The organism is Pantoea sp. PNA 03-3 (assembly GCF_003201175.1).
GTDB lineage: Bacteria > Pseudomonadota > Gammaproteobacteria > Enterobacterales > Enterobacteriaceae > Pantoea > Pantoea stewartii.
On the sequence record NZ_QICO01000003.1, the window covers coordinates 155,579 to 170,056 of the forward strand.

The 14,478-nt window shown below is 56.3% G+C and carries 14 protein-coding genes; 11 read left to right on the forward strand and 3 right to left on the reverse strand.

Annotation, left to right across the window (positions count from 1 at the left end; translation table 11 throughout):
- Positions 1-49: 49 nt before the first annotated feature.
- Complete coding sequence (tal, locus tag C7433_RS10550; protein WP_033740815.1) at positions 50-1,000, reverse strand: transaldolase; 951 nt, start codon at positions 998-1,000, stop codon at positions 50-52.
- 360 nt (positions 1,001-1,360) lie between these two features.
- On the opposite strand from tal, the gene maeB reads away from it, so the two are divergent.
- The gene (gene maeB / locus C7433_RS10555; RefSeq protein WP_033740813.1) at positions 1,361-3,640 is read left to right on the forward strand and encodes an NADP-dependent oxaloacetate-decarboxylating malate dehydrogenase; all 2,280 of its coding nucleotides are present in this window, start codon (positions 1,361-1,363) and stop codon (positions 3,638-3,640) included.
- 59 nt (positions 3,641-3,699) lie between these two features.
- Here the strand turns inward: maeB and hemF are convergent, their stop codons facing one another.
- Complete coding sequence (gene hemF, locus C7433_RS10560; protein ID WP_033740812.1) at positions 3,700-4,614, reverse strand: oxygen-dependent coproporphyrinogen oxidase; 915 nt, start codon at positions 4,612-4,614, stop codon at positions 3,700-3,702.
- Between the two features lie 48 nt (positions 4,615-4,662).
- Entirely contained in the window at positions 4,663-5,508 is an 846-nt protein-coding gene (gene amiA / locus C7433_RS10565) for an N-acetylmuramoyl-L-alanine amidase AmiA (RefSeq protein ID WP_110268145.1), read from the reverse strand.
- A 209-nt stretch (positions 5,509-5,717) separates the two neighbouring features.
- On the opposite strand from amiA, the gene C7433_RS10570 reads away from it, so the two are divergent.
- From C7433_RS10570 to C7433_RS10615, 10 genes are all read left to right on the forward strand, one after another.
- Positions 5,718-6,143: a GNAT family acetyltransferase gene (locus C7433_RS10570; protein ID WP_006117810.1), complete on the forward strand. Its 426-nt coding sequence runs from the start codon at positions 5,718-5,720 to the stop codon at positions 6,141-6,143.
- On the forward strand, positions 6,133-6,594 hold the full coding sequence (locus C7433_RS10575; protein ID WP_110268146.1) for a DUF2919 domain-containing protein: 462 nt from the start codon (positions 6,133-6,135) through the stop codon (positions 6,592-6,594). The genes C7433_RS10570 and C7433_RS10575 overlap by 11 nt, the downstream gene beginning before the upstream one ends.
- A gap of 63 nt (positions 6,595-6,657) precedes the next feature.
- Positions 6,658-7,278 (forward strand): RpoE-regulated lipoprotein, encoded by a 621-nt coding sequence (locus C7433_RS10580; protein ID WP_033740806.1) that lies wholly within the window; start codon positions 6,658-6,660, stop codon positions 7,276-7,278.
- 207 nt (positions 7,279-7,485) lie between these two features.
- A complete protein-coding gene (locus C7433_RS10585) occupies positions 7,486-8,502 on the forward strand; it encodes a sulfate ABC transporter substrate-binding protein (protein WP_110268147.1) in 1,017 nt (338 codons plus the stop codon).
- A complete protein-coding gene (gene cysT, locus C7433_RS10590) occupies positions 8,502-9,335 on the forward strand; it encodes a sulfate/thiosulfate ABC transporter permease CysT (protein ID WP_110268148.1) in 834 nt (277 codons plus the stop codon). The genes C7433_RS10585 and cysT overlap by 1 nt, the downstream gene beginning before the upstream one ends.
- Entirely contained in the window at positions 9,335-10,210 is an 876-nt protein-coding gene (cysW, locus tag C7433_RS10595; RefSeq protein ID WP_006117805.1) for a sulfate/thiosulfate ABC transporter permease CysW, read from the forward strand. Before cysT ends, cysW begins: the two co-directional genes overlap by 1 nt.
- Positions 10,200-11,288 carry a sulfate/thiosulfate ABC transporter ATP-binding protein CysA gene (gene cysA / locus C7433_RS10600; RefSeq protein ID WP_110268149.1) on the forward strand — a complete coding sequence of 363 codons (1,089 nt, stop codon included), beginning with the start codon at positions 10,200-10,202 and terminating at the stop codon, positions 11,286-11,288. Before cysW ends, cysA begins: the two co-directional genes overlap by 11 nt.
- A gap of 115 nt (positions 11,289-11,403) precedes the next feature.
- Positions 11,404-12,285 (forward strand): cysteine synthase CysM, encoded by an 882-nt coding sequence (gene cysM / locus C7433_RS10605; RefSeq protein ID WP_006117803.1) that lies wholly within the window; start codon positions 11,404-11,406, stop codon positions 12,283-12,285.
- Positions 12,286-12,450: 165 nt separating this feature from the next.
- Positions 12,451-13,131: a response regulator transcription factor gene (locus C7433_RS10610; protein ID WP_006117802.1), complete on the forward strand. Its 681-nt coding sequence runs from the start codon at positions 12,451-12,453 to the stop codon at positions 13,129-13,131.
- A complete protein-coding gene (locus C7433_RS10615; protein WP_006117801.1) occupies positions 13,128-14,477 on the forward strand; it encodes an ATP-binding protein in 1,350 nt (449 codons plus the stop codon). The genes C7433_RS10610 and C7433_RS10615 overlap by 4 nt, the downstream gene beginning before the upstream one ends.
- Position 14,478: the final 1 nt, after the last annotated feature.

Here is a 14,478-nt window from a genome sequence, read left to right on the forward strand (position 1 = left end):
GTTAAGCATCAGGGCGGGAGTGAGCCCGCCCGGTAAAAGAGGGGAAAAACTACAGGCGCGCCGCCAGCACATCTTCCAGTTTTTGCTGGTCAACGGCGAACTGGCGAATACCGTCTGCCAGTTTTTCGACCGCCATAGGGTCCTGATTATGTTCCCAGCGGAACTCCGCTTCGGACAGCGGCGACGGCTGATGGAAACATTCAGTGGAAGGCTCAAGCTTACGCTCTACGGGCGCCTCGCTGTTCTGTAACTCTTCCAGCAGGTTAGGTGACAGCGTCAGCCGATCACACCCGGCCAGCGCCAGTACCTGTTCGACCTTACGGAAGCTGGCACCCATGATGATGGTGTCATAGCGATGCTTCTTATAATAATCGTAAATACGGCGCACCGATTTCACGCCCGGATCTTCGTCGACGTTATACGGGTCCATGGGCTTGCGGCTGTTGTACCAGTCATAGATACGGCCGACAAACGGCGAAATCAGATAAACCCCGGCTTCGGCGCAGGCGCGCGCCTGGGCAAAGGAGAACAGCAGCGTCAGGTTGCACTGGATACCATTCTTTTCCAGCTCTTCTGCGGCTTTAATGCCTTCCCATGTGGAGGCCAGTTTGATCAGGATGCGAGAGCGATCAATGCCGTGCTCTTCATACATGCGGACCAGCTTTTCCGCTTTCGTGACGCACATGCCACGATCGAAGGAGAGGCGCGCATCCACTTCGGTCGAAACACGGCCTGGTATGCTTTTCAGAATTTCCATACCGAGGTTAATGGCCACTTTATCGCTGGCGTTAATAATCTGCGTTTCTTTGCTGCCACCCTGTTTTTTCGCGTAGTCGATGGCGTCATCAATCAGATGTTTGTAAGGCTGGAGAGCAGATGCTTTCAGAATAAGCGAAGGGTTAGTCGTCGCATCTTGTGGGTGATAATTACGGATGGACTCAATATCGCCACTGTCAGCCACCACGGTCGTGAACTGTTTAAGGGCTTCAAGCTGGTTCATTTCTACACTCCTTGAAAAATACGTTGTAACAAAAGGGAACACCTCTGGCCTCGTGCCCTAATCAGTGCAGACATTACCCGTCGTAGTAACGCCGACTCACCACATTGCAACAGACCGGGTGCAGTGAAAATGCGTTTTCTCTGAATGTTGTGCGATGAGGGTTGCGCGCAACCACCCGAGATGACATTTCTGCGGATAACGACTGTCCAGCCATTAAGGATAGCAGCCATGAAAAATGACGCAGGGTAGACTGTGGCAATCTGTGCGTTAAGAAAGAAGGTTCTTTGAACCGCCTCACCGCTTTGTGATGGTGTGCTTTCTATACTGAACATCCACTTACCTGGCGAAGAAGGATGTCTAATGGATGACCAACTGAAGCAAAGTGCGCTTGATTTTCATCAGTATCCCACTCCCGGAAAAATTCAGGTTTCCCCCACCAAACCTCTTGCCACCCAGCGGGATTTGGCGCTGGCCTATTCTCCTGGCGTGGCGGCGCCCTGTTTAGAAATCGCCGCCGATCCGCTGGCGGCGCACAAGTACACCGCGCGCGGCAATCTGGTGGCGGTGATTTCAAACGGTACGGCGGTACTGGGGCTGGGGAACATCGGCGCACTGGCCGGGAAACCGGTGATGGAAGGCAAGGGCGTTCTGTTTAAGAAATTTGCGGGCATTGACGTTTTTGATATTGAGGTCGACGAACAGGATCCCGATAAGCTGATCGAGGTGATTGCCGCGCTGGAACCCACGTTTGGCGGAATCAATCTTGAAGATATCAAAGCGCCCGAGTGTTTTTATATCGAACAGCAACTGCGGCAGCGCATGAAAATTCCGGTGTTTCATGATGACCAGCATGGCACGGCCATCATCTGTACGGCGGCGGTGCTGAACGGACTACGCATCGTCAACAAGGCTATCGCTGATGTACGGCTGGTGGTGTCAGGCGCGGGCGCATCGGCCATTGCCTGTATGAACCTGCTGGTCGCGCTGGGCTTGCAGAAAGACCATATTCAGGTGTGCGATTCGAAAGGGCTGATTTACCGTGACCGCGAACCCAATATGGCGGCCACCAAAGCCGATTATGCCGTGGAGGATCACGGCAAGCGCACGCTGGCCGACGTGATCGAGGGCGCAGATATTTTCCTGGGCTGTTCCGGACCGGATGTCCTGACGCAGGATATGGTGAAAAGCATGGCGAAAGATCCGCTGATTCTGGCGCTGGCAAATCCCCATCCCGAAATTCTGCCGCCGTTGGCGAAAGCCGTACGGCCGGATGCGATTATCTGCACCGGACGTTCTGATTTTCCTAATCAGGTGAACAACGTGCTCTGCTTCCCGTTTATCTTTCGTGGCGCGCTGGATGTGGGGGCCACCGCCATCAATGAAGAGATGAAGCTGGCGGCCGTACACGCCATTGCCGAACTGGCACAGGCGGAACAAAGCGACGTAGTGGCTTCGGCCTATAGCGATCAGGACCTGCGCTTCGGACCGGACTATCTGATTCCCAAACCCTTTGATCCACGTTTAATCGTGCAGATAGCCCCTGCCGTGGCGAAAGCGGCGATGGCGTCCGGCGTGGCAACCCGGCCTGTGGCTGACTTTGATGCCTACCGGGAGCAACTTACGGAGTTTGTGTATAAGACCAACCTGTTTATGAAGCCGATCTTTTCCCAGGCGCGTAAAGCCCCGAAACGGGTGGTGATGGCGGAGGGCGAAGAGGTGCGGGTGCTGCATGCTACGCAGGAGCTGGTCTCGCTGGGGCTGGCGAAACCCATCCTGATAGGTCGCCCCAACGTGATCGCCATGCGGTTAGAAAAACAGGGGCTCAAAATTGAGGCCGGAAAGGATTTTGAAATCGTGAATAACGAATCCGATCCCCGCTTTAAAGCGTACTGGAATGAGTATTACCAGATGATGAAGCGGCGCGGTGTCACCCCCGAGCAGGCGCAGCGCGCCGTTATTGGCAATCCGACCCTCATCGGTGCCATCATGGTCTACCGTGGTGAGGCCGATGCGCTGATCTGCGGCACCATCGGCGATTATAACGAGCACTACGAGATTGTGGAGCGCGTGCTGGGCCTGCGGAGTGATGTGAAGGTGGCCGGTGCCATGAATGCGCTGTTACTGCCGAATGGCAACACGTTTATTGCGGATACTTACGTCAACGCCGATCCTACACCGGAACAGCTGGCGGATATTACGTTGATGGCGGCGGAAACCGTCCGTCGCTTTGGGATTGAGCCGCGCGTGGCGTTGCTGTCGCACTCCAGCTTTGGCACCTCCAGTGCGCCTGGTGCGCAGAAAATGCGCGATGTACTGGCGCTGGTGCAACAGCGCGCGCCTGAGCTGGAAATCGACGGGGAGATGCACGGCGATGCGGCGCTGGTGGAAAGCATCCGGCGGGAAATCATGCCCGACAGCCCGCTGAAAGGCAGCGCAAACCTGCTGATCATGCCCAACGTGGAAGCGGCGCGCATCAGCTACAATCTGCTGCGCGTGTCCTGTTCGGAAGGCGTAACGGTCGGGCCGGTGCTGATGGGCATGACCCGGCCGGTGCACGTGCTGACGCGCATCGCGTCCGTGCGCCGGATCGTCAATATGGTGGCGCTGGCGGTGGTGGAAGCGCAGACGCAGCCGCTGTAATCAACCGGGGCGGCGGCCCGGGTTGCCGCCCCGGCACGTTCCTGAGCCGGCAACGTGGATTACTCAGGCAGGTTGAGCCAGTTTTTCACCGGCAGGAAGTCACGGTAGAGCGCGGCCTCGGGTGAGTCAGGTTCAGGATGATAGTTATATTCCCAGCGCACCATGGGCGGCAGGGACATCAAAATGGATTCCGTTCTGCCTCCGGTTTGCAGGCCAAACAGCGTGCCCCGATCCCACACCAGATTGAACTCTACATAGCGACCCCGGCGGTAAAGCTGGAACTGCCGCTCGCGGTCGCCATAAGGCATGTGCTTGCGGCGCGCCACAATCGGCTGGTAAGCGTCCAGAAAGCCCCGGCCGACGGCCTGAATAAGGGCAAAACTTTGTTCAAAGCCCGGCTCGTGGATATCGTCAAAAAACAGCCCACCAATACCGCGTTGCTCGTCGCGGTGTTTCAGATAGAAATAGTCGTCGCACCACTTTTTAAACCGGGGATAGACATCCTCGCCAAAAGGCTGGCAGATATCGAAGGCGGTCTGATGCCAGTGCAGCGCATCTTCTTCAAACCCGTAAAACGGCGTCATATCAAAGCCGCCGCCAAACCACCAGATCGGCTCGGCACCGGGTTTTTCGGCAATGAAAAAGCGCACATTCGCATGACTGGTCGGTACATACGGGTTGTTGGGATGGATAACCAGCGAAACGCCCATGGCTTCGAAACTGCATCCGGCCAGCTCAGGACGATGTGCCGTCGCGGAGGCTGGCATCTGGTCGCCATGAACATGGGAGAAATTCACGCCAGCCTGTTCAAACACGGCACCATTACGCAGCACACGGCTTCGTCCACCGCCACCGCCGGGGCGTTCCCAGCGGTCTTCAGTGAACTGCGCGCCACCGTCTTCGGCAGTCAGCTTGCGACAAATCTCATCCTGCAAATCCAGCAGGAACGTTTTTACGCGGGAGATATCAGGCATGGGATAGGCTTCTCTTAGTAAAAATTGGCCGTGATTATAGCTGATCTACTATGACATTCGACGATCATACTCATCAAAGTAGTTAATGATACCTGTGGCGATAGCCGAGGCAATCTTCTGCCGAAAGGCGGTCGTGCCCAGCAACTGCTCTTCGCGCGGATTGGTAATAAAAGACGTTTCCACCAGCACCGAGGGAATGGACGGCGACTTCAGCACGGCAAAGGCGGCCTGTTCGGTATGCTGGCTGTGAAGGTGATGCACCGGGCGAATCTGGTCCAGAACGTGTTTGCCCAGGGTCAGGCTGTTTCTGATGGTGTCCGTTTGCACCAGATCAAACAGAATCTGCTGTAAATACTGGTCCTGCTGTTCCACGTTGGCTCCGCCGACCTTGTCCGCGTCATTTTCACGTTTCGACAGGTAACGCGCCATGCTGCTGCTGGCACCCCGATTAGATAACGCGAACACAGAGGCACCGCTGGCATCCGGGCTGGTATAGCCATCCGCATGGATTGACATAAAGAGGTTCGCACCGTGCTGATGCGCAATCTCCACCCGCTGGTAGAGCGGAATGAAATGGTCGCTGTCACGCGTCAGGCGGACCTCGATATGCGGATGTGACTGCAGCAGACTGCGCACATTACTGGCGATGTCTAAAACAATGTGTTTTTCTTCGGAACCCTCTTCGCCGACCGCACCCGAATCGATACCGCCGTGGCCCGGATCGAGCATCACGATGCGCTTGCCGTTGTTAACCCGCGGCCTGGGCGACGAGGGTCGGGTGGAGAGCGAAGCCTGCTGTTCCTTCGCCTGCACCGCGCGCGGGGACAATATGGCGAGCGCCAGCCCGGACAGCAGCAGCTGGCGACGATGAATTAAACGTTTGAGTAAGTGCATGTGCATGTCCCTGAGCAGTCATAATGCACCGTGTTATAGCGTAACATCATGCCCGGTGCGATCTTTCAACCATTTCAGGTTATTACTTTGCTTTTCAGCCTGGTAACAGGCAATTTCTTTTTTTTTAACGTTGCCGTCAGCAGCCAGGGTTGCACCCGCCGAAGAAAGCGTGATAATCAGCAAATTGAGGTGAACTGCAGGTACAGAAGATGGAAATCCGCACCTTCCGCCAGGAAGATTTTGAAGAAGTGATCACGCTCTGGGAACGCTGCGATTTGTTACGGCCATGGAACGATCCGGAGCTGGACATCGAACGCAAAATGCATCATGACGCCGACCTGTTTCTGGTGGCGGAAGTCGGGGGCGAAGTCGTCGGTACCGTAATGGGCGGTTACGATGGTCACCGTGGCGCGGCTTACTATCTGGCGGTGCATCCGGATTATCAGGGCCGCGGCTTTGCCAATGCCCTGATGAATCGCCTGGAGAAAAAACTCATTGCGCGCGGTTGCCCTAAAATTCACCTGATGGTGCGGGAAGAGAACGACCAGGTCGTTGCCTTCTATGAAAAGCTGGATTATGAAACGGTCGATGTGGTGTTGCTGGGCAAACGTTTAATCGAAGATCGTGAATATTAATTCGGTCTGGCCGCCTGAGGAGTACGACGACAAAGGGCAACTGCGCCTGCCGTTTCTTTTCTGGCTGATTCTGCTATTGCAGTCGCGCACCTGGTGGCTCCTGGTGATGGCCGGCGCGTCACGTCAGCAGGGAAACGATCTTCTGGCCCTTTTCTATCCGGATCGCCAGGCGTTCTGGTCAGGACTGGTGCTGGGTCTGCCAGCGCTGTCGGGGCTGTTGCTCACGGGCTACCGGTCGCGTTTACCCCGAGTGTGGCGCAGCTGTCGCCTGGTGCTGGTGGTATCGTTAGGGGCGAATTTGCTCTGGCAGAGCGTACAACTCGTCCAGACCGATCTGCTCAGCTCACCGTTGCCGCTGCTGTTTACGCTGTTTGATCTGCTGGCACTGCTGTGGTTACTGATCAGTGTCCGGCTTCGCGCCTGCTTTTTGCCGCCACACGATCCCGAATAAACTTTTTGCCGCTTTGCGACTCCAATCCGTTTTGCCCAGGTCTATTTATTAACAGGAGTTTTCATGAAAGCTGTTCGTTACACGATACTGACGGTGGCCATGCTGGTCAGTGGGTGTGCCAGTTCCTCCGGCCCTGACGCCAACAGCAGCCAGCAGGTACGCTGGTGGAATCCATTGAGTTACCACTGGTCTTCTGCGCTGCCATGGAACTGGTTTGGTCCTTCACTGACGATCAGCGATCAGGGTGTTGGTGGGATCAACAGTGCCACGGCGATGAACGAATCGGCCATCAAAGACGGGCTTAAGGGCAACTACGATCTGCGTCAGGGCATGCGTGGCCAGAACGGTCAGGTGGTGTCCTTCTGGCAGGCGATGAAGGACGGTCAGGTTAAGCTGGTCATTTATGGTCAGTCACAGGTTGACCGCATTGAGGTGACGGACAACGACATTGCCAGTGCCGACGGCAGCAAAATTGGCGATGCGTTTAGCGCCAGATATGACAAAGCCTTTAATAACTGCATTGTGGCTGCCGGGTTAGACAATCATGACGTCGAATGCCGTGTGCCTGGCAGCCCGCATCTACGCTATGTTTACAGCGGGACCTGGCACGGTCCGGAAGGATTACTGCCCGCCGATGACACGCTGAAAAGCTGGAAACTCAGCAAGTTCGTCTGGCAGCGTTAAGCCCCGTAATTTTTGCCTCCCGCAGGGCGTTCAGTGCGCCCTGCCAACCCAATTCTGTTTTTGCGCATTCTTTTCCCGCCGCCTTATGCCTTTTTCGACTTTGAAATCAACAAACGATATATAAAACCGTTACGGGTTTACGCTGAGTTATAAATAAACTGCTGTATCTGCGGATGAGATCTGCATCAAATTTCTTCAGGGTGAACCATGACCTTCAAAGCGATGAAAAAAATCGTGAGCGGAATCGCGCTGTCGCTGGGCCTTGCTGGCGCCGCGCACGCCACAGAGCTGTTAAACAGCTCTTATGACGTTTCACGTGAACTGTTCGTCGCCCTGAACGCGCCTTTTGTCAGCCAGTGGGATGCGCAACATCCGGACGATAAACTCACCATCAAAATGTCGCATGCGGGTTCTTCTAAACAGGCGCTGGCCATCCTGCAAGGGCTGCGTGCCGATGTGGTGACCTATAATCAGGTGACGGATGTACAGGCGCTGCATGACAAAGGCAAACTGATCCCGGCCGACTGGCAAACGCGCCTGCCGAATCACAGTTCACCGTTTTATTCCACCATGGCGTTTCTGGTTCGCAAGGGTAACCCTAAGCAGATTCATGACTGGTCCGATTTAACCCGTGACGACGTGAAGCTGATTTTCCCGAATCCGAAGACCTCGGGTAACGGGCGTTATACCTATCTTGCCGCCTGGGGTGCCGCAGAGAAAGCGGACGGCGGCGACCAGGCAAAAACGCGCGCCTGGATGACACAGTTTCTGAAAAACGTCGAGGTTTTCGACACAGGCGGACGCGGCGCCACCACCACCTTTGCTGAACGCGGCTTAGGGGATGTGCTGATCAGCTTCGAATCGGAGGTCAACACCATTCGTAATCAGTACGGTAAAGAGGATTACGAAGTCGTGGTGCCAAAAACCGATATCCTGGCGGAGTTCCCCGTCGCCTGGGTCGATAAAAACGTTGAACACAATAAAACAGCCGACGCGGCGAAGGCTTATCTGACCTGGCTGTATTCGCCCGAGGCACAGAAAATCATTACGGACTTTTATTATCGCGTGAACAATCCGCAGCTGATGGAGCAGCAAAAAGATCGCTTTCCAGCCACACAGCTGTTTCGGGTTGAAGACGTATTTGGTAGCTGGAATAACGTTATGAAAACCCATTTCGAAAGTGGCGGTGAACTGGACCAACTGTTAGCGGCGGGGCGTGGATAATGTTTGCAGCCAGCCAAAAACGTGTTTTGCCCGGTTTCGGCCTGAGCCTGGGCACCAGTCTGCTGTTTACCTGCCTGATTCTGCTGCTGCCCATCAGCGCCCTCATCATGCAGTTGTCGCAGATGACATTGCAGCAATACTGGGACGTGGTGACCAATCCCCAGCTGATTGCAGCCTATAAAGTGACGCTGCTGTCGGCCGGCGTTGCCTCATTGTTCAATGCCCTGTTTGGCATGCTGATGGCCTGGGTTTTAACGCGTTATCGCTTCCCGGGTCGCGCGCTGCTGGATGGTTTAATGGATTTGCCCTTTGCATTGCCAACCGCCGTCGCAGGGTTAACCCTGGCCGGTCTGTTTTCGGTAAACGGCTGGTACGGTCAATGGTTTGCTCATTTCGACATGAAGATTTCCTACACCTGGATTGGTATCGCGCTGGCGATGGCCTTCACCAGTATCCCGTTTGTTGTCCGGACGGTGCAGCCGGTGCTGGAAGAGTTAGGTCCGGAATACGAAGAGGCGGCGCAGACACTGGGCGCAACGCCCTGGCAAAGTTTCCGTCGCGTTGTGCTGCCGGAAGTGGCTCCGGCGTTGCTGGCGGGCACTGCGCTGTCGTTTACCCGCAGCCTGGGCGAGTTTGGCGCGGTGATCTTTATCGCGGGCAATATTGCCTGGAAAACAGAAGTGACCTCACTGATGATTTTCGTCCGTCTGCAGGAGTTTGATTATCCGGCCGCCAGCGCCATCGCGTCGGTCATTCTCGCGGCGTCGTTGCTGCTGCTGTTTGCCATTAATACCTTACAGAGCCGCTTTGGCCGTCGTCTGGGAGGTCACTGATGGCCGATATTTCGCAACTCAATCATGCCGATCGCCAGCCCGTAAACTGGGGTAAATGGCTGCTTATCGGCACGGGTGTGCTGATCTCGGTGCTGCTGCTGGTGGTGCCGATGGTCTCCATCTTCTGGGAAGCGCTGCACAGCGGGCTTGGCCTGACTCTGCGTAACCTGACCGACAGCGATATGCTGCACGCGATTTGGCTGACCGTACTGGTGGCGCTGATTACCGTGCCGGTTAATCTGGTCTTCGGCACCTTGCTGGCCTGGCTGGTCACCCGCTTTACGTTTCCTGGTCGCCAGCTGTTGTTAACCCTGTTTGATATTCCGTTCGCGGTCTCGCCGGTTGTGGCTGGCCTGATGTACCTGCTGTTCTGGGGCATTAACGGTCCGGCAGGCGGCTGGCTGGATGCCCACAATATTCAGGTGATGTTCACCTGGCCGGGTATGGTGCTGGTCACCGTCTTCGTGACCTGTCCGTTCGTGGTTCGCGAACTGGTGCCGGTCATGCTGAGCCAGGGCAGTCATGAAGATGAGGCTGCGGTGCTGTTGGGCGCGTCGGGCTGGCAGATGTTTCGCCGTGTGACGTTACCGAATATTCGCTGGGCAATGCTGTACGGCGTGGTGCTGACCAATGCCCGCGCCATTGGCGAGTTCGGTGCGGTATCTGTGGTATCCGGCTCCATTCGCGGCGAAACCTACACTTTGCCGCTTCAGGTCGAATTACTGCATCAGGATTACAACACGGTGGGTGCCTTCACTGCCGCCGCGTTGCTGACCGTCATGGCCATCCTGACCCTGTTTTTGAAAAGCATTGTGCAGTGGCGCTTAGAGCAGCAGCACAAACGCCTGCAACTGGAGGAAAATCATGAGCATTGAGATTAAACAAATCAACAAATCCTTTGGTCGCACAGCGGTGCTGAACGATATTTCACTGGATATCCCGTCGGGCCAGATGGTGGCATTGCTGGGGCCGTCCGGTTCCGGTAAAACGACCCTGCTGCGAATTATCGCCGGGCTGGAGCATCAGAACAGCGGCCAGATTCGTTTTCATGAGCATGACGTCAGTCGCCTGCATGCCCGCGATCGTAAAGTCGGGTTTGTTTTTCAACACTATGCGCTGTTCCGCCATATGACTGTGTTTGACAACATTGCCTTTGGCCTGACCGTGCTGCCGCGTCGTGAGCGGCCATCCAGTGCCGAAATCAAAAATCGTGTAACACGTCTGCTGGAGATGGTGCAGCTGTCGCATCTGGCAAACCGCTTTCCGGCTCAGCTCTCGGGTGGTCAGAAGCAGCGCGTTGCGCTGGCAAGAGCGCTGGCCGTCGAGCCGCAAATTCTGCTGCTGGATGAGCCTTTTGGTGCGCTGGATGCCCAGGTGCGTAAAGAGCTGCGCCGCTGGTTACGCCAGCTTCATGAAGAATTAAAATTCACCAGCGTGTTTGTCACGCACGATCAGGAAGAGGCAATGGAAGTTGCCGACCGCGTCGTGGTGATGAGTCAGGGCAGCATCGAGCAGGTGGGCACGCCGGATGAGGTCTGGCGCGATCCGGCGACGCGCTTCGTGCTGGAATTCCTGGGCGAAGTTAACCGCTTTGACGGTGAGGTTCATGGTTCCCAGTTCCATGTCGGGGCGCATCACTGGCCGTTAGGCTATACCTCCGCCCATCAGGGCGCGGTTGATCTGTTTCTGCGTCCCTGGGAAATTGATGTTTCGCGTAAAAGCAGCCTGGAAACCCCTTTACCGGTACAGGTCCTTGAGGTGAGTCCGCGTGGCCATTTCTGGCAGTTGGTCGTGCAGCCTGCGGGCTGGCAGAGCGAACCTTTCTCGCTGGTGTTCGACGGTGATCAGACCGCGCCACTGCGCGGCGAGCGCCTGTTTGTCGGGCTGCAACAGGCCCGGCTCTATCAGGGCACCACGCCATTGCGGGCAGTTGCCTTTGCGCACAGCGCCTGATATTTTCTTTTTCACGCAGGGCGGGACAATGTCCCGCCCTTTTTTAATGTTTATACCGCCATACCTCAGGCTCTGGCCTGATTCGTAACGGTATCGTTTCGCCAGGATATGCACCGTGACCACTCTGGAACACACAATCGGTAATACACCGCTTATCAGGTTACAGCGCCTGACGCCTGACAATGGCAGTGAGATCTGGCTGAAACTGGAGGGCAACAACCCCGCCGGTTCCGTCAAAGATCGCGCAGCCTGGTCAATGATTCATCAGGCGGAACGGCGAGGCGAGATAACACCGGGCGATCAGCTGATTGAGGCCACCAGTGGCAACACCGGTATCGCGCTGGCGATGATCGCGGCGATGAAAGGCTACCGGTTGCGCTTACTGATGCCGGATAATATGAGCCAGGAGCGGCAGGATGCGATGCGTGCCTATGGGGCCGAGTTAGTCCTGATAGGTCGGGAGCAGGGCATGGAGGGCGCGCGTGATTTAGCCCAGGCGATGGCGGCGCGCGGTGAGGGAACGGTGCTGGACCAGTTTAATAACCCAGACAATCCACTGGGCCACTACCAGACCACGGGACCGGAGCTGTGGGCCCAGTCGAATCAGCGCATGACGCATTTTGTCTCCAGTATGGGCACCACCGGCACGATTACCGGCGTAGGGCGGTTTTTAAAAGAACATAAGACGGGCGTGAAAGTGATTGGGCTGCAGCCTAAAGAAGGCAGTAGCATTCCTGGGATTCGCCGCTGGCCTCAGGCGTATTTGCCCGGCATTTACCGGCCCGAGTTGGTGGATGAGGTAATTGATATGGGGCAGCAGGAAGCCGAAGAGACCATGCGGGCGCTGGCCCGGCGTGAAGGTATTTTCTGCGGCGTCAGCTCAGGCGGATCGGTCGCGGGCGCGCTGCGTATTGCCAGCGCCCATCCTGGAAGCGTCGTGGTGGCCATTGTTTGTGACCGTGGCGATCGCTATCTCTCTACCGGCGTTTATCAGTAACGTCACGCAGCCATTACGCCCGCTGAAGGCTTATGCTGCGCCGTCGGCTGCCTGAGTCTTGTTTATTTGGCTAAGCTTACTGGCATCTGTAAGGATCGCGTAAAACTGGCTGCGCGTTTCGCTGGCCCGGTTCAAAATAGCGCCAGTGACGTAAGAGAGATAACAATGAAAATCCTGCTGGTAGATGACGACGTAGAATTAGGCACGATGCTGAGCCAGTATCTGATCACGGAAGGCTTTGATACGCAACTGGTGTTAACCGGCACTGCCGGTGTGCAGGGGGCGCTGTCCGGTGAATACAGCGCCATGATTCTGGATATTATGCTGCCGGATATGAGCGGCACCGATGTCCTGCGCCAGGTGCGCCAGCAAAGCCGTCTGCCGGTAATTATGCTGACGGCCAAGGGCGACAATATTGATCGGGTTATCGGCCTGGAAATGGGGGCCGATGACTATATGCCCAAGCCGTGTTATCCCCGTGAGTTGGTGGCGCGCTTGCGTGCCGTACTGCGTCGGATTGAAGAGCATGCGCCTTTGCAGGATAAAAAAGAGACGCTGCAATGGGGAGAGTTAACACTCAATGCGGCCAACCGCGTGACGGAATGGCAGGGGAAAGCCTTTGATCTGACCGCCTCTGAATTTAATCTGCTGGATTTGCTGCTGCGTTCACCGGACCGGGTGGTGACGAAAGACGAGCTGTCTGAGAAAGGCCTGGGACGACCGCGTGAAGCGTACGATCGCAGCGTGGATGTGCATATCAGTAATATCCGTCAGAAGCTCAGCGCGCTCACCGCCGACAGCATCACCATCGAAACCGTTCGCAGCATTGGTTATCGCATTCGATGAATCAAACTTACCGTGGGCGCATGTTCTGGAAGATCCTGCTGGGGTTCTGGCTGGTTTTCCTGATTATCAGTCAGCTGATCTGGCTGGGTTTCTCACTTTCCGGTACGCGGCATCATCCCCCTGAATATTTGGTCACCCAGCGGCTGGCTGACGCGCTGATGGCGTCAGCCGTGTCGGTGCTGGAGCGGGGCGGCCCGTCAGCGCTGGATGCGATGATGGCGGAGTGGGCCCCGGAAGATCGGGCGTTTTTGCATGTACGCGCACTGGATAATCTCCGCAACGCAGAGGCACCGCCGCTTGCGCCCGAAACGCCCGAAAAATCCTTTTTTCCCGACCATCTTGTGCGCCAGGCACAGAGCCCGGACGGCAAGAGCTATGAGCTGCTGTACGATCTGAAAGGCATACGCACAATGAGCCGGGAGGGGCGGCCACATAATTTCCTGAATATTCCTGAGCCCATGTTCATTTTCGCCGGGTCTGTGGGGTTGCTGTTTAGCCTGCTGCTGGCATGGAACCTGACGCGCCCTATGCGACAACTGCGTGAAGGTTTTTCGCGGGTAGCCAATGGCGATTTAAGCATCAGGCTCTATCCTGCGCTGCGTAAGCGTCATGACGAGCTCTCCAGCGTGGCGCAGGCGTTCGATGCCATGGTTGAACGCCTGGACACGTTGGTGCGTGCCCGTGAAGCCCTGCTTCATGACATCTCTCATGAACTGCGCTCGCCGCTTGCCCGTCTGCAGCTGGCAACGGGCCTGGCGCGACAGCGGCCAGAAAACGTGAATGACTCGCTGGATCGCATCGATGAAGAGGCACAGCGGCTGGATAAGATGATTGGTGAACTGTTAACCCTGGCGCGTGCCGAGCATGAAAGTGTGCCGGGCGAACACTATTTTGATTTGGCCGGCTTATTAGAGGCGGTGGTTACCGATCTCCGTTATGAAGCGCAGATCCCCGGCGTCGAGGTCGTGTTTAACGTTGATGAGCAGGCCGATCATACCGTACGCGGGAATGCTGAGTTATGCCGGCGAGGCATTGAGAACGTGCTGCGTAATGCTTTACGCTTTTCGCTGCCGGGTCAGCGCATTGAGGTCAGCCTGCAGGTTGAGCAACAGTGGCTGGCGATTCAGGTGCGGGATCAGGGGCCAGGCGTCGATGAGAATAAGCTGTCCAGCATCTTTGATCCCTTTGTCCGGGTCAATTCGCCGTTACTGGGTAAAGGCTACGGGCTGGGGCTGGCAATTGTGCGTAAAGTGGTACTGGCGCATCATGGCGAGGTCAGGGCGGTTAACCGGCCTGAAGGCGGACTGGAGCTGACACTGCGTTTGCCCCGCTGGCAGCCGCATTAAG

Coding starts and splice junctions, on each gene's coding strand:
- tal (WP_033740815.1), bottom strand. CDS start 1,000: ATGAACCAGCTTGAAGCCCTTAAACAGTTCACGACCGTGGTGGCTGAC.
- hemF (WP_033740812.1), bottom strand. CDS start 4,614: ATGCCTGATATCTCCCGCGTAAAAACGTTCCTGCTGGATTTGCAGGAT.
- cysW (WP_006117805.1), top strand. CDS start 9,335: ATGGCCGATATTTCGCAACTCAATCATGCCGATCGCCAGCCCGTAAAC.
- maeB (WP_033740813.1), top strand. CDS start 1,361: ATGGATGACCAACTGAAGCAAAGTGCGCTTGATTTTCATCAGTATCCC.
- C7433_RS10585 (WP_110268147.1), top strand. CDS start 7,486: ATGACCTTCAAAGCGATGAAAAAAATCGTGAGCGGAATCGCGCTGTCG.
- C7433_RS10580 (WP_033740806.1), top strand. CDS start 6,658: ATGAAAGCTGTTCGTTACACGATACTGACGGTGGCCATGCTGGTCAGT.
- C7433_RS10610 (WP_006117802.1), top strand. CDS start 12,451: ATGAAAATCCTGCTGGTAGATGACGACGTAGAATTAGGCACGATGCTG.
- C7433_RS10615 (WP_006117801.1), top strand. CDS start 13,128: ATGAATCAAACTTACCGTGGGCGCATGTTCTGGAAGATCCTGCTGGGG.
- amiA (WP_110268145.1), bottom strand. CDS start 5,508: ATGCACTTACTCAAACGTTTAATTCATCGTCGCCAGCTGCTGCTGTCC.
- cysA (WP_110268149.1), top strand. CDS start 10,200: ATGAGCATTGAGATTAAACAAATCAACAAATCCTTTGGTCGCACAGCG.
- C7433_RS10570 (WP_006117810.1), top strand. CDS start 5,718: ATGGAAATCCGCACCTTCCGCCAGGAAGATTTTGAAGAAGTGATCACG.
- cysT (WP_110268148.1), top strand. CDS start 8,502: ATGTTTGCAGCCAGCCAAAAACGTGTTTTGCCCGGTTTCGGCCTGAGC.